The organism is Pseudomonas sp. A-1, from assembly GCF_004801855.1.
Taxonomy (GTDB): domain Bacteria; phylum Pseudomonadota; class Gammaproteobacteria; order Pseudomonadales; family Pseudomonadaceae; genus Geopseudomonas.
Genome location: NZ_SSTC01000066.1, coordinates 1 through 24,302, shown reverse-complemented (window position 1 = coordinate 24,302; position 24,302 = coordinate 1). Strand labels below are relative to the sequence as shown.

General features: G+C 69.5%; 22 protein-coding genes, 1 pseudogene and 1 riboswitch. Of the genes and pseudogenes, 14 read left to right on the top strand and 9 right to left on the bottom strand.

The window, feature by feature from the left end:
- Positions 1-58: 58 nt before the first annotated feature.
- From E5198_RS14870 to E5198_RS14840, 7 genes are all read right to left on the bottom strand, one after another.
- The gene (locus E5198_RS14870) at positions 59-628 is read right to left on the bottom strand and encodes an NAD(P)-dependent oxidoreductase (RefSeq protein ID WP_136490782.1); all 570 of its coding nucleotides are present in this window, start codon (positions 626-628) and stop codon (positions 59-61) included.
- Between the two features lie 224 nt (positions 629-852).
- Positions 853-1,779: a TauD/TfdA family dioxygenase gene (locus E5198_RS14865; RefSeq protein ID WP_136490781.1), complete on the bottom strand. Its 927-nt coding sequence runs from the start codon at positions 1,777-1,779 to the stop codon at positions 853-855.
- A 20-nt stretch (positions 1,780-1,799) separates the two neighbouring features.
- Complete coding sequence (locus E5198_RS14860; RefSeq protein WP_136490780.1) at positions 1,800-2,570, bottom strand: class II aldolase/adducin family protein; 771 nt, start codon at positions 2,568-2,570, stop codon at positions 1,800-1,802.
- Positions 2,571-2,733: 163 nt separating this feature from the next.
- On the bottom strand, positions 2,734-3,711 hold the full coding sequence (locus E5198_RS14855; RefSeq protein WP_256659153.1) for an AraC family transcriptional regulator: 978 nt from the start codon (positions 3,709-3,711) through the stop codon (positions 2,734-2,736).
- 177 nt (positions 3,712-3,888) lie between these two features.
- Positions 3,889-5,067: an acyl-CoA dehydrogenase family protein gene (locus E5198_RS14850; RefSeq protein ID WP_136490778.1), complete on the bottom strand. Its 1,179-nt coding sequence runs from the start codon at positions 5,065-5,067 to the stop codon at positions 3,889-3,891.
- Positions 5,064-6,230: an acyl-CoA dehydrogenase family protein gene (locus E5198_RS14845; protein ID WP_136490777.1), complete on the bottom strand. Its 1,167-nt coding sequence runs from the start codon at positions 6,228-6,230 to the stop codon at positions 5,064-5,066. The genes E5198_RS14850 and E5198_RS14845 overlap by 4 nt, the downstream gene beginning before the upstream one ends.
- Before the next feature lie 170 nt (positions 6,231-6,400).
- Positions 6,401-6,595 carry a putative motility protein gene (locus E5198_RS14840; protein ID WP_136490776.1) on the bottom strand — a complete coding sequence of 65 codons (195 nt, stop codon included), beginning with the start codon at positions 6,593-6,595 and terminating at the stop codon, positions 6,401-6,403.
- A gap of 221 nt (positions 6,596-6,816) precedes the next feature.
- Here E5198_RS14840 and E5198_RS14835 point away from each other — a divergent pair, with 221 nt between their 5' ends.
- From E5198_RS14835 to E5198_RS22220, 12 genes and pseudogenes are all read left to right on the top strand, one after another.
- Entirely contained in the window at positions 6,817-7,707 is an 891-nt protein-coding gene (locus E5198_RS14835; protein WP_136490775.1) for a VOC family protein, read from the top strand.
- Between the two features lie 11 nt (positions 7,708-7,718).
- Positions 7,719-8,597, top strand: coding sequence for a CoA transferase subunit A (locus tag E5198_RS14830; protein ID WP_136490774.1), 879 nt, complete (start codon positions 7,719-7,721; stop codon positions 8,595-8,597).
- A gap of 12 nt (positions 8,598-8,609) precedes the next feature.
- A complete protein-coding gene (locus E5198_RS14825) occupies positions 8,610-9,416 on the top strand; it encodes a CoA-transferase subunit beta (protein ID WP_136490773.1) in 807 nt (268 codons plus the stop codon).
- 10 nt (positions 9,417-9,426) lie between these two features.
- Entirely contained in the window at positions 9,427-10,350 is a 924-nt protein-coding gene (locus tag E5198_RS14820; RefSeq protein ID WP_136490772.1) for an enoyl-CoA hydratase, read from the top strand.
- The gene (locus E5198_RS14815) at positions 10,347-11,444 is read left to right on the top strand and encodes a nitronate monooxygenase family protein (RefSeq protein WP_136490771.1); all 1,098 of its coding nucleotides are present in this window, start codon (positions 10,347-10,349) and stop codon (positions 11,442-11,444) included. Before E5198_RS14820 ends, E5198_RS14815 begins: the two co-directional genes overlap by 4 nt.
- 31 nt (positions 11,445-11,475) lie before the next feature.
- Positions 11,476-12,228, top strand: a complete 753-nt coding sequence (locus E5198_RS14810; protein WP_090215442.1) for an enoyl-CoA hydratase family protein — start codon at positions 11,476-11,478, stop codon at positions 12,226-12,228.
- 9 nt (positions 12,229-12,237) lie between these two features.
- On the top strand, positions 12,238-13,383 hold the full coding sequence (locus E5198_RS14805; RefSeq protein WP_136490770.1) for an acyl-CoA dehydrogenase family protein: 1,146 nt from the start codon (positions 12,238-12,240) through the stop codon (positions 13,381-13,383).
- 10 nt (positions 13,384-13,393) lie between these two features.
- On the top strand, positions 13,394-14,452 hold the full coding sequence (locus tag E5198_RS14800) for an acyl-CoA dehydrogenase family protein (protein ID WP_136490769.1): 1,059 nt from the start codon (positions 13,394-13,396) through the stop codon (positions 14,450-14,452).
- Between the two features lie 3 nt (positions 14,453-14,455).
- Positions 14,456-15,607 carry an acetyl-CoA C-acetyltransferase gene (locus E5198_RS14795; RefSeq protein ID WP_136490768.1) on the top strand — a complete coding sequence of 384 codons (1,152 nt, stop codon included), beginning with the start codon at positions 14,456-14,458 and terminating at the stop codon, positions 15,605-15,607.
- Positions 15,608-15,779: 172 nt separating this feature from the next.
- A complete protein-coding gene (locus E5198_RS14790; RefSeq protein ID WP_136490767.1) occupies positions 15,780-16,658 on the top strand; it encodes an SDR family oxidoreductase in 879 nt (292 codons plus the stop codon).
- 11 nt (positions 16,659-16,669) lie between these two features.
- A pseudogene (locus E5198_RS22375) lies at positions 16,670-17,284 on the top strand (MCP four helix bundle domain-containing protein); the annotation flags it as partial.
- A 30-nt stretch (positions 17,285-17,314) separates the two neighbouring features.
- The gene (locus E5198_RS22220) at positions 17,315-18,412 is read left to right on the top strand and encodes a methyl-accepting chemotaxis protein (protein WP_372239890.1); all 1,098 of its coding nucleotides are present in this window, start codon (positions 17,315-17,317) and stop codon (positions 18,410-18,412) included.
- A 42-nt stretch (positions 18,413-18,454) separates the two neighbouring features.
- On the opposite strand, the gene cobM is transcribed toward E5198_RS22220, so the two are convergent.
- Positions 18,455-19,201 (bottom strand): precorrin-4 C(11)-methyltransferase, encoded by a 747-nt coding sequence (gene cobM / locus E5198_RS14780; RefSeq protein ID WP_136490765.1) that lies wholly within the window; start codon positions 19,199-19,201, stop codon positions 18,455-18,457.
- Positions 19,198-19,647 carry a cobalamin biosynthesis protein gene (locus tag E5198_RS14775; protein WP_136490764.1) on the bottom strand — a complete coding sequence of 150 codons (450 nt, stop codon included), beginning with the start codon at positions 19,645-19,647 and terminating at the stop codon, positions 19,198-19,200. The genes cobM and E5198_RS14775 overlap by 4 nt, the downstream gene beginning before the upstream one ends.
- Positions 19,648-19,871: 224 nt before the next feature.
- Positions 19,872-20,065, top strand: a riboswitch (cobalamin riboswitch).
- A 126-nt stretch (positions 20,066-20,191) separates the two neighbouring features.
- Here E5198_RS14775 and cobW point away from each other — a divergent pair.
- On the top strand, positions 20,192-21,247 hold the full coding sequence (cobW, locus tag E5198_RS14770) for a cobalamin biosynthesis protein CobW (RefSeq protein WP_136490763.1): 1,056 nt from the start codon (positions 20,192-20,194) through the stop codon (positions 21,245-21,247).
- 4 nt (positions 21,248-21,251) lie between these two features.
- Positions 21,252-24,302, top strand: a 3,051-nt coding sequence (cobN, locus tag E5198_RS14765) for a cobaltochelatase subunit CobN (protein ID WP_136490762.1), incomplete at its 3' end; no start/stop codon positions are given.

Below are 24,302 nucleotides of genomic sequence, written 5' to 3'. Positions count from 1 at the left end.
CCGAGCTGATGGCCAAGCATCATGAGGCACCTGCTTCACTCCAATAACCTTGTTGCACTCAGTTCCTGCAACCGCCGTACCAATAATAAGGAATATCAGTCTTCGGTGTTCGACTGGTGTAAGAAACACTCATACCAAAAGCTAGGGCGCGTACTGCTACCGCTCTACCAATACGTCCCAGACCGACGATGCCGATACGTCCGCCAAAGACGCGCGGTGTCACTGGGAACCGCCCCACTGTCCAGTCCCCACGTCGGACAAACTTGTCGGCGGCCACTACCTGACGTGTGGCAGACAGCAGCAACGCCATGGCGAAGTCGGCAATGTCGTCGGTCGATAGCCCCGGGGTATGGGTTACGCATACTGCATGCTCGCGCGCCGCCTCAATATCGATCCCGTCGTAACCGACACCAAGCACCGAAATGATCTCGAGTGCGGGCAAGCGTGCGATCAGGTCGCGGGTCACGCTCGATTCGCCGCTTGCCACGATACCTCTCAGCCTGGGGGCTAGAGCCAGCAACTGGTTATTGTCGAGCTGGGCGTACTCGTAACAGTCGAAATGCTCGCGCAATCGTTCACAAAATTCATCTGGAAATCTGGAGAGAAGCAATATGCTCGGATTACCCATTTTTGTTGCGTCCTGTCTAGGAAATATCCGAAATGCTTAGAGTCAGGCTCCATTCCTGGAGCGTCGAAATCGGGTAATTTCACCCCTCCGGAATCAATTTCCTGCATCGAATGGCATTCATATGCAATCCCCTTTGTCAGGTTTATCGAATATCCTCGAGCCCGCCAAAACAACCGGAACGCTCGCACGGTCCCGGTCGTTTTCATCAATTAGGCCGCAGCCGCTTACTCCCCGCTCAACACCCGCCCCAGCATCCGGTCCCCCTCGATGGTGGTGCGATTGATCACCCGGCGCACGCCCGGTTTGGTGCCGGTGGCGCAGTGCATGGCGCGCCAGTTGTCCCAGAGGACCATGTCGCCCTGGCGCCACTGGTGGAAGTAGTGGAATTCCGGCTTGCGGATATGCGCCACCAGGCGTTCGAGCAGTTCGATGGCTTCGTCGTTGCACAGGCCGAATCGCTGCGGGGTGACGATGCGGTCGAGGAACTGCTCGACCACGCCAAGTATCTTGCGGCCGCTGACCGGGTGGGTGACCACCGCCGGGTAGACCGCATCGGCGAAGTCGGGGAAGCCGATGTCCGAAGGCTTCTTCGGCAGGCCGGGGCCGGGTACGTAGCCGTCCAGGTCGACGTAGCGCATGTGGCGGCGCTGCATGCTGAACGAGTAGGCCACCTCCAGCTTCTCCAGCAGCGCCTTGGTCTCGTCGTCGAGGGCGTCGAAGGCCTTGGCCAGGTCGCCGAAGCCGGTCATGCCGTCTTCGCGGGCGACCTCCACGGCGGTCAGCACGGCGCCGTGGTTGGGGCGGCCGGTGTAGTGCAGGTCGATGTGCCAGTCGAGGCGGCCGACGATCTCCTCGCCGTGGTACCAAGCGGTGGTGAACCTGTCCTTGGCGCCGTTGTTCTCCAGCACGAAGAGCTCCGGGTACTGGGCCGAGGTGGTGACCTTGAGCGGGTGCATCTCCAGCTTGCCGAACAGGCGGCTGAAGCGGATCTGGCTTTCCGGGGTGATCTGCTGGTCGCGGAACAGCAGGATGGCGTGTTCGTACCACAGCTCCTTCAGCTCGGCCTGCAGCGCCTCGCTGTAGGGGCCGTTGATGTCGAAGCCGGAGACTTCGACGCCGACGTTGTTCAGGGGGGTGACGATGAGGCTCATGGTTGCACTCCTTATTGTCGTTATTCGAGGACGGACGGATCGTTGCGCAGTTCGCGGCGGGCCATGGCTTCCCAGAGGAAGGGGAAGCCGTTGGCGTCGGCCATCGCCAGGCGCTCGACCACCTCGTCGGCCAGCGGACGACCGCCGCCGGCCAGCTTGACCTCGTAGGCGCGGCGGCAGCGCCATTCCAGGGTGACGACGCGCAGGTGGGCCTGGCGCAGGTCGCGGCCGACCACCAGCGAGCCGTGGTTGGCCAGCAGCGCCCACTTGGCGTCGCCCAGCGCCTCGGCGGCGGACAGGCTGGTCTGCTGCTTCTCGAAGGTGCCGGCATAGTCGTCGTACAGCGGCAGCTCGACGCCGCAGTAGGCGCCGGACTGGTCGTAGACCGGCGGCACCTGCTGCAGGTCGGCCCAGATGCCGCTCCATCTGGCGTGGTTGTGGATCACCACGTTGGCGTCGGGACGCAGTTCGTGCAGTTGCAGGTGCAGGCCGAGGGCGGGGGTGACGTTCCAGTCGCTGTCGAGGATCTTGCCGTGGCGGTCGAGGGTGATGATGTCGCTGGCGCGCAGTTCGTCCCAGGCCAGCTCCCAGGGATTGGTCAGCACCGTGCCATCCGGCTGGCGCACGGTGATGTGCCCGGCGATGTGGTCGTCCCAGCCCTCGCGCCTGAGCATCCGGCACATCAGCGCGACCTGCGCCTTGGCACTCAGCTCGGGCAGCAGCGGACGCGCGCCGGGGTTGGGGGCGAACTTCTCGAACATGGGGGCATTGAGGCCTTCGGTTCTCAGCATGGCGGTGCTCCGGTGTTGTTTTGGCGGGTCTTGTTATGGGTTCGATGCTAGAGCTGCGGGCCGGTGCGGGCATTGCCGATGCGGACAGATCGATGGCCGATCCGGCCATGTTGGCGGGAGGGGAGGTGCGACGCGGGGGAGGGGCAGGGCAGAGGCTCGGCGTTCAGCCGAACAGCTGCTCGCGGAAGGCGCTGGGCGACAGCCCGGTCCATTTCTTGAAGGCGCGGAAGAAGCCCGAGTTGTCGGCGTAGCCGAGCTGCTGGGCGATGCGGGTGATGCTCTGGGTGGGGTCGCTGAGCGCGCGGCGGGCGTGGATCTCGCGCACCTGGTCGACCAACTGCTGGTACTGCCAGCCCTGGGCGAGCAGCTTGCGGCTGAGGGTGCGCGGGCTGCAGTGCAGGGCATCGGCGGCGGCGGCCAGGTCCGGTGGCTCGGCGATATGCTCGGCGATCATCTGCGAGAGCCGTGCGGCCACGTCGCCCCGGCTGAGTTCGATGCTGCGGCGCTCGCACAGGCGGGCGTAGAGGGCGGCGCTCTGCGGGCTGGCGTGGGGCAGCGGCTGGTCGAGGATGGCGGCGTCGAAGAACAGTTGGGTGGCCGGCGCGTCGAACTGGATCGGGCAGGCGAACACCTCCCGGTACAGTTCGACGTGGGGTGGCGCGGGGAAATCGCAGCGCAGGCGGGTGATCGGCAAGGAACGGCCCAGCACCCAGCGGCAGCTGGCGACGATGCTGCCCAGCACGTCCTCCACGGCGAGCAGGCGCAGCGGGCCGAGATCGTCGCGGACATGGACCTGGTAGCAACCCTGGCCTTCGATCTCGCCGAACGAGGTGACGATCGAGCGTCCGGAGAAGCGCCCCGGGTAGTTCTGGTAGCGCAGGCCGGCGTGGCTCGCCTCGCGCAGGGTGCCGCTGCTGATCATCAGGTAGCCGAGCTGGTCGAGGGTGGCCAGCGAGCGCTGGATGCCCAGTTGCAGGCCGAGGCCGGCGTTGCCGCTCACGTGCAGCGCATCCTGCAGCAGCGCGCGGTGCTGCTCGGCGCTGACCACGGCATCCGGCGCCAGCAACGCCTGCGGGTCGAGCCGGTGGCGGCGCGCCAGGGCCGCGCTGTCGAGGCCCTGGCCGGCGAGGAAGTCGAGCAGCCAGACGAGGTAGCGGGAGTCGGTGTTGATCGGGGGCCTCCTGGTGGCCTCGGGGCCATCCGGCCTGTAGGGGGGAATTCATTCGCCTTGGCGAGGCGTTTTGGCGAATGAATTCGCCCCTACAGTGGATTTGCGATCACCCGGGGCAGCGGGGCAGGGCCCCGGTCGCCCCTACGCTCAGCGCGGCTCGCGCGGCATGCCCAGGGCCCGTTCGGCGATGATGTTGCGCTGGATCTCGTTGCTGCCGCCGTAGATGGTGTCCGAGCGGGTGAACAGGAACAGCGACTGCAGGCGCGACAGCGCGTAGGGCTCGCCGTCGAGGATCTCCGCCTGCGGGCCGAGCACGTCCATCGCCAGCTTGCCGAGTTCGACGTGCCAGGTGGACCAGGCCAGCTTGTAGCTCATCGCCTCGGGGCGCAGGCTGCCGTCCTGCGGGCCGGAGAGCATGCGCAGCGAGTTGTAGCGCAGGGTGCGCAGGCCGGCCCAGGCGCGGGCGAGGCGCTGGCGCAGCACGGGGTCGGCGGCGGCGCCGTTGGCTTTGGCGATGCGCACGATCTCGTCCAGCTCGTTCTGGAACAGCATCTGCTGGCCGAGGGTGGACACGCCGCGCTCGAAGCCGAGCAGGGCCATGGCGATCTTCCAGCCGTCGCCGGGTGCGCCGACGATGTTGTGGGCGGCGGTTTCGGCGTCGTCGAAGAACACCTCGTTGAACTCACTGGTACCGGTGATCTGCTGGATCGGCTGCACGCGGATGTTGGCCTGGTGCATCGGCACCAGCAGGAAGGACAGGCCCTTGTGGCCGACGCTGCCCGGTTCGGTGCGGGCGATCACGAAGCACCAGTCCGACTCGTGGGCCAGCGAGGTCCACACCTTCTGGCCGTTGATCAGCCAGCGATCACCCTCCAGGCGGGCGCGGGTCTTCACCCCGGCCAGGTCGGAGCCGGCGCCCGGCTCGGAGTAGCCCTGGCACCAGAACTCGCGGCCTTCGAGGATGCCGGGCAGGAAGCGGCGCTTCTGCTCCTCGGTGCCGAAGGCGGCGATGGTCGGCCCGGCCAGGCCCTCGCCGATGTGGCCCATGCGGCCCGGGCCGCCGGCGCGGGCGTATTCCTCGTGGAAGATCACCTGCTGGCTGATCGACAGGCCGCGCCCGCCGCACTCGCGCGGCCAGCCCAGGCCGATCCAGCCGCCCCTGGCCATCTCGCGCTCCCAGGCCTTGCGCTCCTCGGGGAACATGTGTTCGTCGCCGGGGCCGCCGCGAAAGCGCAGCTGCTCGAATTCGCCTTGCAGGTGCTGTTCGAGCCAGTGGGCGACTTCCTGGCGGAAGGCTTCGTCCTCGATGCCGAATCCGATTTTCATGGGCGGGTCTCCAGAATCAGGGTGGCCAGGCGCTCGCGGTGCCAGCTCGGGGTGCCGAGCAGTTGCTCGCTGGCGCGGGCGCGCTTGAAGTAGAGGTGCGGGTCGTACTCCCAGGTGAAGCCGACGCCGCCGTGCAGCTGGATCGACTCCGCTGCGCAGTGCATGAAGGTCTCGCTGGCCTGGCTCTGGGCGATGGCGCAGGCCTCGGCCAACTGGCCGGCCAAGTGCGCGTCGCCGTCTTCTACCAGCGCCTCGCGCGCCACGCAGGCGGCGTAGTAGCTGGCCGAGCGGGCGCACTCGATGGCCAGCATCAGGTCGGCGCAGCGGTGCTTGATGGCCTGGAAGCTGGCGATGGTGCGGCCGAACTGCTTGCGCTCGCCGATGTAGGCGAGGGTCAGGTCGAGGGTGCGCTGGGCGGCGCCGGTCTGCTCGCAGGCCAGGGCGATGGCGGCGACCTGCAGCACCTTGTCGAGCAGGACTTCGCCGGCCCCATGGCCGTGCAGACACTGCTCGGCGGCGACCGCCACGCCGTCCAGCTCGATGCGCGCGCGGCGGCGGGTCTGGTCGAGGGTCGGCAGCGCCTGGCGGCGGATGCCGGCCTGCTCGGCGGGTACGGCGAACAGGCGCAACGCGCCGGCGTCGTCGCGGGCCGTGACTATCAGCAGCCCGGCGCTGGCGCCGTCGAGCACGGCTTCATATATACCGTCGAGGCGCCAGCCGTCGCCGTCGCCGTCGCGGCTGGCGCGCGGCTGCTCGGCGGCGTGCCAGCCGTCGCGGTTCTCGCGGTAGGCGAGGGTGGCGGTCAGGCTGCCGGCGGCCAGTTCGGGCAGCCAGCATGCGCGCAGCGCTTCGTTGTCGCCCAGCAGCAGCGCCGGGGTGGCCAGGCAGGCGCTGGCGAAGAACGGCGAGCAGAGCAGGTGGCGGCCCATCTGTTCGAGCAGGATGGCCTGCTCGACGAAGCCCAGGCCGACGCCGCCGTACTGCTCGGGAATCATCAGCCCCGGCCAGCACAGCTCCTCGGCGATCTGTCGCCACAGCTCTCCATCGAAGCCCTGCGGGCTGGCCATGGCGGCGCGCACCGCCGCCGAATCGGAAGCCGCGGCGAGAAAGCCCGCCGCGCTCTCCTGGATCATCAATTGTTCGTCACTCAGCGCGAAGTCCATTACCGGCTCCTCTGGCCCATTAGCAGGAGTGAAGTGTGCGAACCCGGAGAGCTGGGGGAATCCCCGATATGGACTAGGCGGGTGGTGCCGGGCCGAAATGCGACGGGGCCGAGCGGCGTGTGCCGTCCGGCCCCGTCGAGGGGCGCTGCTGCGAAGAGATCGGGTGTGGATCAGGCGTAGGTATTGATCCGGGTGCCGAGGGTGCCTTCGGTGGCCAGTTGCGGCATGGATTGCAGCAGCTGGGTCGTGGTGGAGCTCTCGGCATCCAGTGCCTTCTTCAGTACGGAGGTCTGGATGTTCTGGGAGAGTTGCTGTTGTTGCATGGCCAGGGCGGCGCTGGCCATGCCTTCGACGGAAATGCTCATGACGACTCCTTCTGCGAATGAAGCGGCTTCAGCGAAGCCACTTCAGCCTTATCGGCAGACGTCGCGAAAGTTTGACCGTTGCCTTTGCTTCGGCGACTCGCGCCTTGGCGCACGGGCGTTTCCGCGGCCCGCCGCCGCTTAGTCTCAACGGACGATGAGCCGCTGGTGCGGCCTGCGCAGAATCGCCCCAAGTCATGAAACGATCTTTCAGGAGCAGGGGCATGATCGACATCCGTGGACTGAGTTACTTCGTTGCCCAGGTCGGCAATCTCGGCGACTGGCAGTGCTACGCCGAGGACGTGCTGGGCATGCCGACCAGCCCCGCGCCGGGCGGCGCTCTGTACGTGAAGATGGACGAGCGTCCGTTCCGCATGCTGGTGGTCGAGGGCGATTCGCCGCGCTACCTGGCCTCGGGCTGGGAGCTGGCCGGGGAGAAGGCCTTCCGCAATGCACTCGCGCACCTCGAGGCCAAGGGCGTCGAGTGGCAGGCCGGCAGCGCCGAGGAGATCGAGCAGCGCGGCGTGCAGGCGCTGGCCATCGTCGTCGATCCGGCGGGCAACCGTCACGAGCTGAGCTGGGGCCATCGCTCCGACTGCCTGCCGTTCGTCTCGCCGCAGGGCGTGCCGCGCTTCGTCACCGGCGACATGGGCCTGGGCCACACCGTGCTGCCGGCGCCGAACTTCGACGCCACCCTGGCCTTCGCCACCGAGGTGCTCGGCTTCGAGGTCTCCGACATCTTCAACTTTCGCCCGGACCCGAGCGCCCCGGCGACCCGCATCCACTTCCTGCACTGCGCCAACGCCCGCCACCACAGCCTGGCGCTGGCCGAGTACCCGGTGCCGAGCGGCTGCGTGCACGTGATGGTCGAGGTCGACTCGATGACCGAGGTGGGCCGCGCCCACGACCGCATGCAGGCCCACGGCGTGCCGCTGTCGGCGACCCTCGGCCAGCACCTCAATGACCGCATGACCAGTTTCTACATGAAGACCCCCTCGGGCTTCGACCTGGAATACGGCTACGGCGGCCTGCAGCTCGACTGGGCCGAACACAGCGCCTTCGAGTTCACTCGCGTGAGCATCTGGGGCCACGACTTCTCCGCCGGCCGGCAATAAGGAGTACAGCAATGAACAAACAACTGACGGCGGCCGATGCGGTCGCCCAACTGCGCGACGGCATGACCGTCGGCTTCGGCGGCTGGGGCCCGCGGCGCAAGCCGATGGCCATCGTCCGCGAGATCCTCCGCTCGGACGTCAAGGACCTCACCGTGGTCGCCTACGGCGGTCCGGAGGTCGGCATGCTCTGCGCCGCCGGCAAGGTCAAGAAACTGATCTTCGGCTTCGCCACCCTCGACGCCATCCCGCTGGAGCCGTGGTTCCGCAAGTGCCGCGAGGCCGGCCAGCTCACCGAACTGATGGAGCTGGACGAGGGCATGTTCGAGTGGGGCCTGCGCGCCGCCGGCATGCGCCTGCCGTTCCTGCCGACCCGCTGCGGCCTGGCCACCGACGTGCTGACCCACAACCCCGAGCTGAAGACCATCGCCTCGCCCTACGCCGACGGCGAGGTGCTGCTGGCCATGCCGGCGCTGAATCTCGACGTGGCCTTCCTGCACGTCAACGACGCCGACCGCCTGGGCAACACCCTGGTGACCGGCCCGGACCCGTACTTCGACCACCTGTTCGCCCGCGCCGCCAAGCAATGCTTCGTGTCCTGCGAGCGCCTGCACGAGCGCTTCGCGCTGACCGCTCAGGAAGCGCGCAACAACACCTTCGAGCGCTACCTGGTGACCGGCGTGGTGCACGCCCCGTTCGGCGCCCACCCGACCTCCTGCCCGTCCGACTACGGCTGGGACATGAGCCATTTCAAGCGCTACGTCGCCAGTGCGGCGGAAGATGGCGGCTGGCAGGCCTACGTCGACGAGTTCGTGACGCCGGGCGAGACGGCCTACCAGGAAAAGAACGGCGGCGCCGAGCGCCTGGGCAAGCTGCCCCTGCCGGTGTTCTGAGGAGAACGAGCGATGACCGATACCCGTGATTTCACCCTGGCCGAACTGCTGATCGTCGCCGCCTCGGAAGCCTGGCGCGGCAACGGCGAAGTGCTGGCCTCGGGCCTGGGCGTGATCCCGCGCCTGGGCGCCAGCCTGGCCAAGCTCACCCACAGCCCGGAACTGCTGATGACCGACAGCGAGGCGTTCCTCGTCGAGGAGCCGATCCCGCTCGGCCCGCGCGGCGACTACGTGCCCAAGTACTCCGGCTGCATGAGCTTCGAGCGGGTGTTCGAGTGCGTGTGGGGCGGCCGCCGCCACGCGATGATCGGCCCGACCCAGGTCGACCGCTGGGGCCAGACCAACCTGTCGGTGGTCGGCGACTACCGCCAGCCGAAGATCGCCATGCTCGGCGTGCGCGGCCTGCCGGGCAACAGCATCAACCACATCAACTCGTTCTTCGTGCCCAGCCACAACAAGCGGGTGTTCGTTGCCGGCGAGGTGGACATGGTATCCGGCGTCGGCTTCAAGCCCGAGCGCTGGCTGGAGGGTTCGCGCCGAGACCTGATGGACATCCGCCGCGTGGTCAGCGACCTGTGCGTGATGGACTTCGAAGGGCCGGAGCGCGCGGTGCGCGTGCGCTCGCTGCATCCGGGGGTGAGCTTCGAGGAGGTGCAGGACAACACCGGCTTCCCGCTGCTCAAGGCCGACGGCATGGGCGAGACCGCGCATCCGACCGCCGAGCAGTTGGCGATCATCCGCCGCCTCGACCCGCACGACCTGCGTGCCTCCGCCCTCAAGGGCAATCCGCCCGGCATCCGTGCCGCCACCCAGGCCTGAGGAATCGACCATGAGCGTCCCGAGCAGCGACAGCGAATTCGTCACCCGCGCCGACGCCTCGGTCTACGAGACCGAGCAGCCGGTGATCTACACGGTGGCCGACGGCGTCGCCACCCTGACCATGAACCGTCCGGCGTTCAACAACGCGCAGAACTCGCAGATGACCTACGCCCTCGACGCGGCCCTGCGCCGCGCCGTGGACGACGACGCGGTCAAGGTCATCGTGCTGTGCGGCGCCGGTAAGCACTTCTCCGCCGGCCACGACATCGGCACGCCGGGACGCGACATCAACAAGACGTTCGAGCGCGCTCAGCTGTGGTGGGACCACACCAACAAGCCGGGTGGCGAGTACCTGTACGCCCGCGAGCAGGAGGTCTACCTCGGCATGTGCCGGCGCTGGCGCGAGCTGCCCAAGCCGACCATCGCCATGGTCCAGGGCGCCTGCATCGCCGGCGGTCTGATGCTGGCCTGGGTCTGCGACCTGATCGTGGCCAGCGACGACGCCTTCTTCCAGGACCCGGTGGTGCGCATGGGCATTCCGGGGGTGGAGTACTTCGCCCACCCCTACGAGATGAACCCGCGCATCGCCAAGGAATTCCTCATGTGCGGCGACCGCATGCCGGCCAGCCGCGCCTACGAGGTGGGCATGGTCAACCGCGTGGTGCCGCGCGACGAGCTGCAGGCCACCACCTACGCGCTGGCGGCGAAGGTCGCCGCCCAGCCGCGCATGGGTCTGGCGCTGACCAAGCAGGCGATCAACCACGTCGAGGATCTGGCCGGCAAGCGCACCGCGATGGACGCGGTGTTCGCCTGGCACCACTTCGCCCACGTGCACAACGAGCTGCTGTCCGGCGACAAGCTGGGCGGCTATGACGCCAAGGCCATGGCCAAGGCCAACAAGCAGGCCGCGGCCAGCGAAGGGGAAAGCGCATGAGTGCCCTGCTGCAGACCCCGCTGACCGAGGCGCTCGGCTGCCGCTACCCGATCGTGCAGACCGCGATGGGCTGGGTGGCCGACGCCAACCTGGTGATCGCCACCACCCGCGCCGGCGGCTTCGGCTTCCTCGCCGGGGCGACCATCCCGGCCGCCGAGCTGGAAGGCGAGATCCAGAAGGTGATCAAGGTCACCGGCGGCAGCAACTTCGGCCTCAACTTCCACATGTTCCAGGAAAACGCCGCGCAGTGCGTGGATCTCGCGATCCAGTACCGCCTGCGCGCGGTGAGCTACGGCCGCGGTCCGGACAAGCAGACCATCGCCCGCTTCAAGGCCGCCGGCGTGCTGTGCATCCCCACCGTCGGCGCGCTCAAGCACGCGCAGAAGGCCGTGGAGCTGGGCGCCGACCTGATCACCATCCAGGGCGGCGAGGGCGGCGGCCACACCGGCGGCGTGCCGACCACCATCCTGCTGCCGCAGGTGCTCGATGCGGTGAAGGTGCCGGTGATCGCCGCCGGCGGCTACTCCACCGGCCGCGGCCTGGCCTCGGCGTTGGCCGCCGGCGCCGCCGGCATCGCCATGGGCACGCGCTTCCTGATGACCAGCGATTCGCCCACCCCCAAGGCGACCCTGGAGCGCTACCTCAAGGTCAACGACCCGCAGCGCATCCGCGTCACCCTGGCGGTGGACGGCATGCGCCACCGGATGATCGACAACCCGTTCATCAACCGCCTGGAAGGCGCCGGGCCGTTCGGCCGCCTGCGCATCGCCCTGGGCAGCGCCTGGCAGTGGAAGCAGCAGACCGGCATGAGCTTCGGCCACATGCTCGGCGTGCTGCGCCAGGCGCTCAAGGAAGACCCGGGCGCGGTGTCGCAGACGGTGATGGCCGCCAACCAGCCGGTGCTGCTGCAGCGCTCGATGGTCGACGGTTACCCCGACGAGGGCATCCTGCCCAGCGGCCAGGTGGCCGCCGCCATCGGCGAGCTGAAGAGCTGCCAGCAACTGATCGACGAGATGGTCGCCGAGGCCGAGCGCTGCCTGGCCGCGCTCTGCGCCCGCCAGGCCGCGGCGAAGACCGCGCCGGCCATCTCCTGAACCCCGCCATGCCTACCAGGAGCCAACAACAATGAGCCAGGCATTCACTACCCGTATCGAGGCGGGCATTGCCGAACTGACGATCGCCAAGCCGCCGGTCAACGCGCTGGACAGCCAGGAATGGCTGGGCCTGGCGCGCTCGATCGACGAGCTGGGCGCCAACCCGGAAGTGCGCGTGATCGTCATCCGCGCCGAGGGCCGCGGCTTCTGCGCCGGGGTCGACATCAAGGAACTCGACGCCCATCCCGAGCGCATCGTCGCCGTCAACAAGGGCAACTACGAGACCTTCCGCGCCGTGCACCGCAGCCCGGTGCCGGTGATCGTCGCGGTGCACGGCTTCGTGCTCGGCGGCGGCATCGGCATCACCGGCGCGGCCGACATCGTGGTCGCCGCCGAGTGCGCCACCTTCGCCCTGCCGGAGGTCGATCGCGGCGCCATGGGCGGCGGCGCCCACCTGCAGCGCCTGTTCCCGGTGCAGAAGGTCCGCTACCTGTTCTTCACCGGCGAGAAGATCGGCGCCCGCGAGGCCGAGAAGTACGGCTTCATCGAGCGCGTGGTGCCGAAGGAAGAGCTGCGCGAGGCCGCCCTGGAGATCGCCGCCAAGATCGCCGCCAAGAGCCCGGCGATGATCCGCATCGCCAAGGAAGCCCTCAACGGCATCGAGGACGGCAACCTCGAAGACAAGTACCGCTGGGAGCAGGGCTTCACCCTGCAGGCCTACACCAGCCCGGACTCCGCGGAGACCCGCCGGGCCTTCGTCGAGAAGCGCGACGCCAAGTTCTGAGGACGCACCATGGACCTTGCCTATACCCCCAAACAGAAGGCCTTCCGCGCCGAGGTGCGGGCCTGGCTGGCGGACAACCTGCCGCGCGAGCCGCTGGCCAGCTACGACACCCGTGAAGGCTTCGAACAACACCGCGAATGGGAAAGCCGCCTGTTCGACGCCCGCCTGTCCATGGTGATGTGGCCGGCCGAACTGGGCGGGCGCGGCTGCGACCTCACCGAATGGCTGATCTTCGAGGAGGAGTACTACGGTGCCGGCGCGCCGATGCGCGTCAACCAGAACGGCCAGCTGCTGCTCGGCCCGACCCTGATGGAGTTCGGCACCGAGGAGCAGAAGAAGCGCTTCCTGCCGCGCATGGCCGCCAGCGCCGACATGTGGGCGCAGGGCTGGTCGGAGCCGAACGCCGGCTCGGACATGGCGGCGATCACCAGCAAGGCGATCCGCGACGGCGACCACTACGTGCTCAACGGCCAGAAGACCTGGTCGACCCGGGCGATCTTCGCCGACTGGCTGTTCGGTCTGTTCCGCAGCGACCCGGCCTCCAGCCGCCACCACGGCCTGTCCTTCCTGCTGGTGCCGCTGGACAGCCCCGGCGTGACCATCCGCCCGATCAAGGCGCTCAACGGCAAGGACGCCTTCGCCGAGGTGTTCTTCGACGACGTGCGCGTGCCGCTGGACAACCGCATCGGCGCCGAAGGCCAGGGCTGGCACGTGGCCATGGCCACCGCCGGCTTCGAGCGCGGCCTGCTGCTGCGCTCGCCGGCGCGCTTCCAGGCCACCGCGCGCAAGCTGGTCGAGCTGTACCGCGCCAACCAGGACAGCGCCGACCGCGACCCGAGCATCCGCGAGGCGGTGGTCCAGGCGTGGATGGACGCCCAGGCCTACGCGCTGTCCGCCTACCACACGGTCGGCCGCCTGGCGCGCGGCGCGCGCATCGGCGCCGAGTCGAGCACCAACAAGATCTTCTGGTCCGAGCTGGACCTGCGCATGCACGAGACCGCCATGCGCATCCTCGGCGCGCGCGGCGAGCTGCTGGACGGCAGCGAGGGCTGGCTGGAGGGCTTCCTGTTCGCCCAGGCCGGGCCGATCTACGCCGGCACCAACGAGATCCAGCGCAACATCATCGCCGAGCGCATGCTCGGCCTGCCGAAGTAAGGAGCGGGCCATGGACTTCACCTTCAACGACGACCAGCTCGCCTTCCGCGAGGCGATCAGCCGCTTCCTGATGACCGAGGCGGCCCCCGAGATGCTGCGCGACGTCTGGGAAACCGACGCCGGCCGCTCGCCCGAGCTGCGCAACAAGATCGCCGAGCAGGGCCTCACCGCCCTGTCGGTACCCGAAGCCTGCGGCGGCCTGGGCATGGACGACGTGGCCTGGGCGCTGATGACCCAGGAGCTGGGCTACTACGCGATTCCCGACTCGCTGGCCGACACCGCCTACGTGGCTGCCGGCCTGCTGACCGCGCTGCCCGAAGGCACCGCCGGGCGCGACGATGCCCTGGCGCAGATCGCCGACGGCAGCATCCGCGTCGCCGTCGGCCACCCGATCAACCCGCTGGTGGCCGACGCCCACCTGGCCAACTACCTGTTGCTCGCCCACGGCGACGAAGTGCACCTGGTGCCGCGCCCGCTGGTCGACGTGATCGCCAGCCCGAGCATCGACGCCTCGCGCCGCCTCAGCCAGGTGGTCTGGGAGCCGATTTCGGCGACCCGCGTCGCCACCGGCGAGCAGGGCCGCGCGCTGTGGGCGCAGACCCTGGATCGCGGCGCCCTGGCGGTGGCCGGTCAGGCCCTGGGCCTGGCCCAGCGCATGCTCGACCTGTCGGTCGACTACGTCGCCCAGCGCAAGCAGTTCGGCAAGCCGATCGGCAGCTTCCAGGCGGTCAAGCATCACCTGGCCGACGTGGCCACCAAAGTCGAGTTCGCCAAGCCGGTGCTCTATCGCGCCGCCCACGCCCTGGCCAATGGCGCGTCCGATGCCGCGGTGCACGTCTCCCACGCCCGCCTGGCCTGCGCCGAGGCGGCCTGGCTGTCGGCCCGCCACGGCATCCAGGTACACGGCGCCATGGGTTACACCTGGGAAGTCGACCTGCAGATGTTCATGAAGCGCGCCTGGGCGCTGGACGCCTCCTGGGGCGACCGCGCCTTCCACAAGTCCCGCGTGGCCGCCTGCGTGCTGGCCGACGGCGCCGCGCTGGCGCCGGCCCAGACCTTCGAGGAGTGATCCATGGCTGAAGCCTATATCGTCGACGCCCTGCGCAGCCCGACCGGCAAGCGCAAGGGCGGTCTGTCCCACGTGCATGCCATCGACCTCGGCGCCCACGTGCTGAAGGCGCTGGTTGCGCGCAACCCGATCCCGGCCCACGAGTACGACGACGTGATCTTCGGCTGCGTCGACACCATCGGCTCGCAGGCCGGCGACATCGCCCGCACCAGCTGGCTGGCCGCCGACCTGCCGCTCAACGTGCCGGGCACCACCGTCGACCGCCAGTGCGGCTCGTCGCAGCAGGCGCTGCACTTCGCCGCCCAGGCGGTGATGAGCGGCACCCAGGACGTGGTGGCGGTCGGCGGCGTGCAGACCATGACGCAGATCCCGATCTCCTCGGCCATGCTCGCCGGCCAGCCGCTCGGCTTCGCCGATCCGTTCTCCGGCAGCAAGGGCTGGCAGGCGCGCTTCGGCGACCAGCCGGTCAACCAGTTCTACGCCGCCCAGCGCATCGCCGACCACTGGGGCATCAGCCGCGCGCAGATGGAGGCCTTCGCCCTGGAGAGCCACCAGCGCGCCCTGAGCGCCATCGCCGCCGGCCGCTTCACCCGCGAGATCGTCCCGCTGGAAGGCGTCTGGTACGACGAGACGCCGCGCGAGACAACTCTGGAGAAGATGGCCAGCCTGGAGCCGGTGGGCGCTGAGTTCCCGTCGATCACCGCCGCAGTTTCGAGCCAGACCTGCGACGCCTCGGCGGCGCTGCTGGTGGTCTCCGAGGCGGCGCTCAAGCGCTACGGCCTGACCCCGCGCGCGCGCATCCACCACCTCAGCGTGCGCGGCGACGACCCGATCTGGCACCTTACCGCGCCCATCGAGGCGACCCGCCATGCCCTGAAGAAGGCCGGCATGACTATGAACGACATCGACCGGGTGGAGATCAACGAGGCCTTCGCCTCGGTGGTGATGGCCTGGGCCAAGGAGCTGGACTACGACCCGGCGCGCACCAACGCCAACGGCGGCGCCATCGCCCTCGGCCACCCGCTCGGCGCCACCGGCGCGCGGCTGATGACCACGCTGCTGCACGAGCTGGAGCGCAGCGGCGGCCGCTACGGCCTGCAGACCATGTGCGAAGGCGGCGGCCAAGCCAACGTGACCATCATCGAAAGGCTGTAACTCCGCGTGATCGTGCCCACGCTCCAGCGTGGGCATGCAGCCCGGGCCGCTCTGCGGCCATGGGCGCGGAGCGCCCGCCCAGGGGCTCCCACGCAGGAGCGTGGGAGCCATCCAGATCAGGAATGGGGCGTCGACTGCTGACCCGAACATTAGAGAACAAGGACAACAAACCATGGCTATCTGTGCAGGAAGAACCGTGATCATCACCGGCGCCGGCGGCGGGCTGGGCCGCGCCTATGCGCTGGCCTTCGCCGCCGAGGGCGCCAACGTGGTGGTCAACGACATCCGTCAAGCCGCCGCCGACGACGTCGCCGGCGAGATCCGCGCCGCCGGCGGCCAGGCCATCGCCAACGCCGACGACATCACCCGCCTGGAAAGCGCCCAGCGCATCGTCGATGCCGCCCTGGCGGCCTTCGGCGAGGTGCACGTGCTGGTCAACAACGCCGGCATCCTGCGCGACCGCATGTTCCTCAGCCTCAGCGAAGAGGACTGGGATCTGGTCATGCAGGTGCACCTCAAGGGCCACTTCTGCCTGGCCAACATCCTCGCCCGGCGCTGGCGCGACCAGGCCAAGGCCGGCCAGCCGGTCGATGCACGCATCATCAACACCAGCTCCGGCGCCGGCCTGCAGGGCTCGGTGGGGCAGTCCAACTACTCGGCGGCCAAGGGCGGCGTCGCCGCGCTGACCCTGGTGCAGGCCGCGGAACTGGGCCGCTACGGCATCACCGCCAACGCCCTGGCCCCGGCCGCGCGCACTGCGATGACCGAGAGCGCCATGGCCGAGGTGGTGAAGAAGCCCGAGGACGGCAGCTTCGACCTGTGGGCGGCGGAGAACGTCGCGCCGCTGGTGGTCTGGCTGGGCAGCGCCCAGTCGCGCCACGTCACCGGCCAGGTGTTCGAGAGCCAGGGCGGGCGCATCTCCCTAGGTGACGGCTGGCGCACCGGGGTGACCCGCGACAAGGGCGCGCGCTGGCTGCCCGAGGAGATCGGCCCGGTGGTCGACGAAATCCTCGCCGAAGCGCCCAAGGCGCAGAAGGTCTGGGGGACCTGAGGGAGCGGTGAATGTCGCGACGCCTCGGCCTGGTGGCCGGGGCGTTGTCCATTTCGGCCTGGAGAACATGCATGGATTGGTTGAGACGACAGACAGTGGGCACCAAGCTGGTCTGTGGATTTTTTCTGGTATCGCTGATCGGCGCCTTCGTCGGTCTGCAGGGGATTCTCAAGGCTGCGCAGCTCAAGGAACTGGCGTCCCTGATGTACGAGCGCGAGGCTGCCGGCCTGCGCTATGCCGGCGAAGCGAACAGCCAGTTCCTGGCCGCGGCCTCGGCCATTCGCAGCGCGATCCTGACGGCGTCGATCGAGGAGCGGCAGGAGTATCTGAGCGAGCTGAATGAACATCTGGAGCTGGTACGCAGCGAGATGGCCAGGGCCGGAGAAACCTTCGTCAGCGAGGATGACAAGACCCGACTCGGCTATCTGCTGGAGGTGCAGGCGGAATTCGAGCAGAACATCAAGGATGTGGTCCGCCGCCTCGATGGCGAAGATGTGCCCTATCCGCGCTCCTCGACCGAATACCTGCTCACTTCCATACGCCCGGTTGCCGACCAGGCCACCGAGATGATGACCCAGCTGGTCGAGAGCAAGATGGGCAACGCCGCCGAACTCAGCCATCAGACCGACGAGATCTACGCCGACATCCGTCTGCTGATGATCGGCCTGACCGCCGCCGGACTGCTGGCCGGTGTGCTGATCGGCGTGCTCCTGACCCGCGGCCTGACCCGCCAGCTGGGCGGCGAGCCGGCCGCAGTGGCCGACCTGGCGACCAGCATCGCCAATGGCGATCTCACCGCGCGCATCGACATGTCGCGGGCGCTGCCGGGCAGCGTGACCTACGCGATGCAGCGGATGCAGGGCTCGCTGACCCAGGTGGTAGGTTCGGTGCGCGCCAGCAGCGAGAGCATCGCCAGCGGCTCGGCGCAGATCGCCAGAGGCAACGTCGACCTGTCGGCGCGTACCGAGCAGCAGGCGGCCTCCCTGGCGCAGACGGCGGCCAGCATGGAGGAGCTGACCGCCACGGTGCAGCAGAATGCCGACAACGCCCGCCAGGCCCATGTGCTGGCCAACAACGCCTCGCGCACCGCGGAGCAAGGGCGCGTGGTGGTGCACCGGGTGGTCGAGACCATGCAGGGCATCACCGACAGCTCGCAGCGCATCGCCAGCATCATCAACGTGATCGACTCGATCGCCTTCCAGACCAACATCCTCGCCCTCAACGCCTCGGTGGAAGCGGCGCGCGCCGGCGAGGAAGGCCGCGGCTTCGCGGTGGTGGCCGGCGAGGTGCGCAACCTGGCCAGTCGCTCGGCCTCCGCGGCGAACGACATCAAGGCCTTGATCGAGGAGTCCACGCGCCGGGTCGAGGATGGCTCGCAACTGGTCGAGCAGGCCGGCCGGACCATGGCCGAGGTGGTCGGCGCCGTGCGCCGGGTCACCGACATCATCGACGAGATCTCCGCCGCCTCCCAGGAGCAGAGCCAAGGCATCGCCCAGGTCAACGCCGCCGTCGCGCAGATGGAACAGGTGACCCAGCAGAACGCCGCACTGGTGCAGGAGGCGTCCACCGCGTCGCTCTCGCTGGCCGACCAGGCGCAGACGCTGCAGGAGGCGGTGGCGGTGTTCCGCCTGGGTGACGCGCCGCCGCAGCCGGATGCGCTGCCGCCGCGCGAGCTTTCCCAGCGCGAGGTCATGGTGCCGGCAGCGTCGGCCAGGGCGGGCGGCGTCAGGGAAGAGGCCTGGGAGACGTTCTGAGCGGCAGCCGGCGAGCGCCGGGAAGGTCGGCTGCGGTTGACTTCAGAAAGGCGCCGTAACCTGCACTACTGCCGAGTACAGCGATGAGTCGGCGAAGTCCTCGGCGGTCAGCACCCGGCCGACCAGGATCAGCGCGGTGCGCCGGAAGTCCTTCGTGGCGACCCTGGCGACTATGTCGGCCAGGGTGCCCTGCACCCAGTCCTGGTCCGGCCAACTGGCCCGGTGCATCACCGCGACGGGGCAGTCGGCGCCGTAATGGGGCAGCAGTTCCTCGACGATCTGCGGCAGCTGGCGCACGCCCAGGTGGATGGCCATGGTCGCGCCGTGGCGGGCCAGATCGCCGAGCTGCTCGCCTTCCGGCATCTGCGTCTTGCTGGCGTAGCGGGTGAGGATCAGCGTCTGCGACACCTCGGGCAGGGTCAGCTCGCAGCCGAGCAGGGCGGCGCAGGCGGCGGTGGCGGTGACGCCGGGGACGATCTGGTAGGGAATGCCCAGGCGGCGCAGGTGGCGGATCTGTTCGCCGATGGCGCCGTACAGCGACGGGTCGCCGGAATGCACCCGCGCCACGTCCTCGCCGCGCCCGTGGGCTTCGGCCAGCAGGTCAACGATTTGCGCCAGCTCCAGCTCGGCGGTATTCACCACGGTATGGGCGCCGTGGCCCTCCAGTACCGCTGCGGGCACCAGCGAGCCGGCATAGAGGATCACCGGGCAGCTGCGGATCAGCCGCTGGCCGCGCACGGTGATGAGGTCCGGATCGCCGGGACCGGCGCCGATGAAGAAGACGGTCATGCAAGCTCCTGTCTGGCACGCGCCAGGGCGAAGGTGGCGTTGGCGCTGCGCCGCTTGGCGATCAGCAGCTCGGCGGACGCTCCGCCCAGCGCCTCGGCGAGCGCCAGGGCGCTGGCCTCGGCCACCCCGGCGCAGCCGGTGGCGCGCCGGGCGGCTGCGGAGCGGCTGGTGAGCCGTGGTTCATACTCGCGTAACCGCTCCACGGTGAGGCCATGCAGCGGCAGGTCCAGCTGTACGGCCAATGCCTGCAGGCCCGGTTCGCCGAGCTTGCCGTCGAGGCTCGCCAGGGCGTGCAGATCGGCGACGTTCAGCCCCTGTTCGCGCAGGCTGTCCTCCAGCAAGCGACTCAGCTCGCCGGCCGTGCAGCCGCGCCGGCAGCCGAAACCGGCGGCCAGCAGCCGGGCTGGGCGCTGCGCCTGGGGTGATGAGTCGGGTACTGAAATCATGAGATTTTGCGGACGAAGACGGTGGAATCGCGGCAGATGGCGCGGTTATGGGACGCGCCCCGGCGGGCGATCTTTTTTTACGACAGCATGCCGCCGCGCACGGCGTCAACCGGCCATCCCTCTTGTAGGGGCGAATTCATTCGCCTGTGCGAGGCGATCGGGCGAATGAATTCGCCCCTTACAGGCCCCGACGCCGCCGCCATTGACCGCCGCGCGCACCCTGCGTAGCCTTGCGGCCCCGAGGTTCTCCGGTCTGGGCCGGAGCTAAGAGGGAACGCGGTGCGACACCGCGGCTGCCCCCGCAACTGTAAACGGTACGAGTCCCCTCACGACGCCACTGCTCACGCGGGAAGGCGAGGGGATGGCGCCAAGGCGCCCACCGTGAGCCAGGAGACCTGCCTCGAAGGAAGCGCCCCGCCTCGCGGAGCGTTTCCGGAACTTCACGACAACCGGGCGGGGTGATCCGGTGGCGAATCCGACCGACCGGCGCGCGTGCGTCCGGCGGCGTCTCGTCATGCCCCCCGCCAGCCAGCCAGGGCCGCGCATGAAATCCTTGAGCAAACTTCCCGTCACTATCGTCACCGGCTTCCTCGGCTCGGGCAAGACCACCCTGCTGCGCCATCTGCTGGACCATGCCCAGGGCCGGCGCATCGCGGTGATCGTCAACGAGTTCGGCGAGCTGGGCATCGACGGCGAGATCCTCAAGCAGTGCGCCATCGGCTGTAGCGAGGAGGAGGCCGCGGGCCGGGTGTTCGAGCTGGCCAACGGCTGCCTGTGCTGTACCGTGCAGGAAGAGTTCTTCCCGGTAATGCGCGAACTGGTGGCGCGCCGCGGCGACCTGGACCAGATCCTCATCGAAACCAGCGGCCTCGCCCTGCCCAAGCCGCTGGTGCAGGCCTTCAACTGGCCGGAAATCCGCAACGCCTGCACCGTGGACGCGGTGGTCACCGTGGTCGACAGCCCGGCGGTGGCCGCCGGCACCTTCGCCGCCTTCCCCGCGCAGGTGGACGAGCAGCGCCGCGCCGACCCCAACCTCGACCACGAATCGCCGCTGCACGAGCTGTTCGAGGACCAGCTAGCCTGCGCCGACCTGGTGGTGCTCAACAAGACCGACCTGCTCGATGCCGAGGTCCTGGCCGCGGTGCGCGCCGAGGTCGCCGAGGAGCTGCCGCCGGCGGTGAAGATCGTCGAGGCTCAGCAGGGCCGCCTGCCGCTGGACGTGCTGCTGGGCATCGGCGCCGAGGCCGAACTGCACATCGACGCCCGTCCCGGCCATCACGACCACAGCGACGGCGAGGACCACGACCACGACGAGTTCGACGCCTTCGGCGTCGAGCTGCCGGAAGTCGACGAGCGCCTGCTGCTCGCCACGCTCGCCGAGCTGGTGCAGCGTCACGCCGTGCTGCGGGTGAAAGGCTTCGTCGCCGTGCCGGGCAAGGCCATGCGCCTGCTGGTGCAGGGCGTCGGCCAGCGCTTCGACCGCCACTTCGACCGGGCCTGGCGCGAAGGCGAAGCGCGCGCCACCCGTCTGGTGATCATCGGCCAGGCGCTGGACGCCGCGGTGATCGACGCCGAGCTGCGCGCCGCGCTGCCCCGCTGAACGCATGCACCTCCTGCGCACCCAGCCCGGCGGCTTCGTCCCCGACGACAGCATCGCCGACCTCGGCCAGACCCCGGCCGAGCTGGTGATCCTCTGCAGCGGCGACTCCAACCTGACGCTGCTGGCCACGGCCGCCGGCGAACTGGGCGGCGACTATCCGAGCCTGCGCCTGGCCAACCCCGCCCAGCTGCGCAACCACGCCTCGGTCGACCTTTACGTCGAGGACGTGCTGCGCCATGCGCGGCTGATCCTGCTCTCGCTGCACGGCGGGGTGGGCTACTGGCGCTACGGCATCGAGCGGCTGGTCGAGCTGGGCGAGGCCAGCGCCATCCTGATCCTGGTGCCCGGCGACGACCGTCCCGACCCGGAGCTGACCCGCCTGAGCACGGTATCCGCCGCGGACGCCGAGCGCGCCTGGCAGTACCTGCGCCAGGGCGGGCTGGACAACGCCCGCCAGCTGTACCGCTTCCTCGCCGACCGCTGGCTCGACCATCCCGGCGAATGGCGCGAGCCGCAGGCGCTGCAGCGCGTCGCCGTCTATCACCCGCGCCACGGCAGCGGCACCCCGGCGCTGTGGCGTGACGACTGGCGCCCCGGTGAGCCGGTGGCGGCGCTGCTGCTCTATCGCGCGCAGTTGCAGGCGGCCAACACCGCCTTCGTCGACGAGTTCTGCGCGCGTCTCGTCGCCCAGGGCCTCAATCCGCTGCCGATCGCCGTGGCCAGCCTCAAGGAGCCGGCCTGCCTGGCCCAGGTCGAGGACTGGCTGGACGAGAGCGACGCGGCGCTGATCCTCAATACCACCGGCTTTGCCCTGTCCAGCCCGGAGCGCCCGGCGCTGCGTCCGTTCCGCCGCGACGTGCCGGTGCTGCAGGCGATCTGCGCGCTGGACAACCGCCAGCGCTGGCAGGACAACCCGCAGGGCCTCGGCCCGCGTGACCTGGCCATGCACGTGGCGCTGCCGGAACTGGATGGGCGCATCGTCACCCGGCCGATCAGCTTCAAGGGGCTGGCCTGGCGCAGCGAGCGCAGCCAGAGCGACGTGGTCTGCTACCAGGCCGACGGCGAGCGCATGGACTTCGTCGCCGAGCTGGCGCGACGCTGGGTGAGCCTGGCGCGCAAGGCCAACGCCGACAAGCGCATCGCCCTGGTGCTGGCCAACTACCCGACCCGCGACGGGCGCATCGGCAACGGCGTCGGCCTCGACACCCCGGCGGCGGCGCTGAACATCCTCCGCGCGCTGGAAGCTTCGGGTTACCCGGTCGCCGGTCTGCCGGATTCCGGCACCGCGCTGATCCACGCCCTGCTCGGCGGTGTAAGCAACGATCTCGACAGCCTCGACCTGCGCCCCTGCCAGCAGAGCCTTTCGCTGGCCGACTATCGCCGGCTGTTAGCGCGCCTGCCCGCCGCCAATCAACAGGCGGTGCTGCAGCGCTGGGGCGCGCCGGAAAACGACCCGATGTTCCGCGGCGGGCGGATGATGGTCGCAGGATTACGCCTGGGCCTGACCTTCGTCGGCATCCAGCCGGCGCGCGGCTACCAGCTCGATCCGGCGGCGATCTACCACGATCCGCTGCTGGTGCCGCCGCACGGCTACCTGGCCTTCTACTTCTGGCTGCGCGAAGCCTACGGTGCCGATGCCGTGATCCACGTCGGCAAGCACGGCAACCTCGAATGGCTGCCGGGCAAGGGCGTCGGGCTGTCCGCCGCGTGCTGGCCGGACGCGATCCTCGGCCCGCTGCCCAACGTCTACCCGTTCATCGTCAACGATCCCGGCGAGGGCGCGCAGGCCAAGCGCCGCACCCAGGCGGTGATCGTCGACCATCTGATGCCGCCGCTGACCCGCGCCGAGAGCTACGGCCCGCTGCGCGACCTGGAGCGCCTCGCCGACGAATACTACGAGGCCAGCCAGCTCGACCCGCGCCGCGCCGGAGAGCTGCGCGGCGAGATCCTCGCCACGGTGCGCGCCACCGCGCTGGACCGCGAGCTGAACCTGCAGCTCAGCGACGACCCGGACAGCTGGCTGCCGCAACTCGACGCCTACCTGTGCGACCTCAAGGAGTCGCAGATCCGCGACGGCCTGCACGTGTTCGGCGAATCGCCGACGGGCCGCCTGCGCCGCGACACCCTGCTGGCGCTGCTGCGCGTGCCGCGCGGCGACGGGCAGGGCGGCAACGCCAGCCTGCTGCGCGCGCTGGCCGCCGACCTGAAATTGGGCTGGGACCCACTGGCCGGCGACTCCGGCGAGGCGTGGAGCGGCCCGCGCCCGGACTGCCTGATCGATGTATGCGACGAGCTGTGGCGCACGGCGGGCGACACCCGCGAGCGCCTGGAGCTGCTCGCCCTGCAACTGATCGACGGGCAGATGGATGCGCCCGGCGCGGCCAGCGCCGCGGTGCTCGCCGAGCTGCACGAGCGCGTCGCGCCGCTGCTCGACGGCTGCGGCGCGGCGGAGATCGCTGGCCTGCTCGCCGCGCTGGACGGCCGCTTCGTGCCGCCGGGACCGAGCGGCGCGCCCAGCCGCGGGCGCCTCGACGTGCTGCCCACCGGGCGCAACTTCTATTCCGTCGACGTGCGCAACCTGCCGACGCCGACCGCCTGGCGGCTGGGCTTCCAGTCGGCCAGCCTGCTGCTCGAACGGCACCTGCAGGACCACGGCGAGCACCTGATCCGCCTCGGCCTGTCGGTGTGGGGCACGGCGACCATGCGCACCGGCGGCGACGATATTGCCCAAGCCATGGCGCTGCTCGGCGTGCGCCCGGTGTGGCAGGCCGGCAGCGGGCGGGTCGAGGACTTCGAGATCCTCCCGGTGTCGCTGCTCGACCGCCCGCGGGTCGACGTTACCCTGCGCGTCTCCGGCTTCTTCCGCGATGCCTTCGCCAACCTGCTGCGCCTGTTCGACGCCGCGGTGCTGGCGGTGGCCGCGCTGGACGAGCCGGAACAGCTCAACCCGCTGGCCGCGCGGGTGCGCCGCGAGAGCGCCGAGCTGGCCGCCGCAGGGCTGAGCCCGGAGGAGGCGCGTCGCCGCGCCGGCTGGCGGGTGTTCGGCGCCGCCCCC

Bases quoted from the DNA above. Each gene is read 5' to 3' on its own strand.
- E5198_RS14805 (WP_136490770.1), top strand. From the start codon at position 12,238: ATGGACCTTGCCTATACCCCCAAACAGAAGGCCTTCCGCGCCGAGGTG.
- E5198_RS14865 (WP_136490781.1), bottom strand. From the start codon at position 1,779: ATGAGCCTCATCGTCACCCCCCTGAACAACGTCGGCGTCGAAGTCTCC.
- E5198_RS14795 (WP_136490768.1), top strand. From the start codon at position 14,456: ATGGCTGAAGCCTATATCGTCGACGCCCTGCGCAGCCCGACCGGCAAG.
- E5198_RS14775 (WP_136490764.1), bottom strand. From the start codon at position 19,647: ATGATTTCAGTACCCGACTCATCACCCCAGGCGCAGCGCCCAGCCCGG.
- E5198_RS14800 (WP_136490769.1), top strand. From the start codon at position 13,394: ATGGACTTCACCTTCAACGACGACCAGCTCGCCTTCCGCGAGGCGATC.
- E5198_RS14870 (WP_136490782.1), bottom strand. From the start codon at position 628: ATGGGTAATCCGAGCATATTGCTTCTCTCCAGATTTCCAGATGAATTT.
- E5198_RS14825 (WP_136490773.1), top strand. From the start codon at position 8,610: ATGACCGATACCCGTGATTTCACCCTGGCCGAACTGCTGATCGTCGCC.
- E5198_RS14845 (WP_136490777.1), bottom strand. From the start codon at position 6,230: ATGGACTTCGCGCTGAGTGACGAACAATTGATGATCCAGGAGAGCGCG.
- E5198_RS14830 (WP_136490774.1), top strand. From the start codon at position 7,719: ATGAACAAACAACTGACGGCGGCCGATGCGGTCGCCCAACTGCGCGAC.
- E5198_RS14840 (WP_136490776.1), bottom strand. From the start codon at position 6,595: ATGAGCATTTCCGTCGAAGGCATGGCCAGCGCCGCCCTGGCCATGCAA.
- cobM (WP_136490765.1), bottom strand. From the start codon at position 19,201: ATGACCGTCTTCTTCATCGGCGCCGGTCCCGGCGATCCGGACCTCATC.
- E5198_RS22220 (WP_372239890.1), top strand. From the start codon at position 17,315: ATGATCGGCCTGACCGCCGCCGGACTGCTGGCCGGTGTGCTGATCGGC.
- E5198_RS14835 (WP_136490775.1), top strand. From the start codon at position 6,817: ATGATCGACATCCGTGGACTGAGTTACTTCGTTGCCCAGGTCGGCAAT.
- E5198_RS14820 (WP_136490772.1), top strand. From the start codon at position 9,427: ATGAGCGTCCCGAGCAGCGACAGCGAATTCGTCACCCGCGCCGACGCC.
- E5198_RS14850 (WP_136490778.1), bottom strand. From the start codon at position 5,067: ATGAAAATCGGATTCGGCATCGAGGACGAAGCCTTCCGCCAGGAAGTC.
- E5198_RS14810 (WP_090215442.1), top strand. From the start codon at position 11,476: ATGAGCCAGGCATTCACTACCCGTATCGAGGCGGGCATTGCCGAACTG.
- E5198_RS14860 (WP_136490780.1), bottom strand. From the start codon at position 2,570: ATGCTGAGAACCGAAGGCCTCAATGCCCCCATGTTCGAGAAGTTCGCC.
- E5198_RS14790 (WP_136490767.1), top strand. From the start codon at position 15,780: ATGGCTATCTGTGCAGGAAGAACCGTGATCATCACCGGCGCCGGCGGC.
- E5198_RS14815 (WP_136490771.1), top strand. From the start codon at position 10,347: ATGAGTGCCCTGCTGCAGACCCCGCTGACCGAGGCGCTCGGCTGCCGC.
- cobW (WP_136490763.1), top strand. From the start codon at position 20,192: ATGAAATCCTTGAGCAAACTTCCCGTCACTATCGTCACCGGCTTCCTC.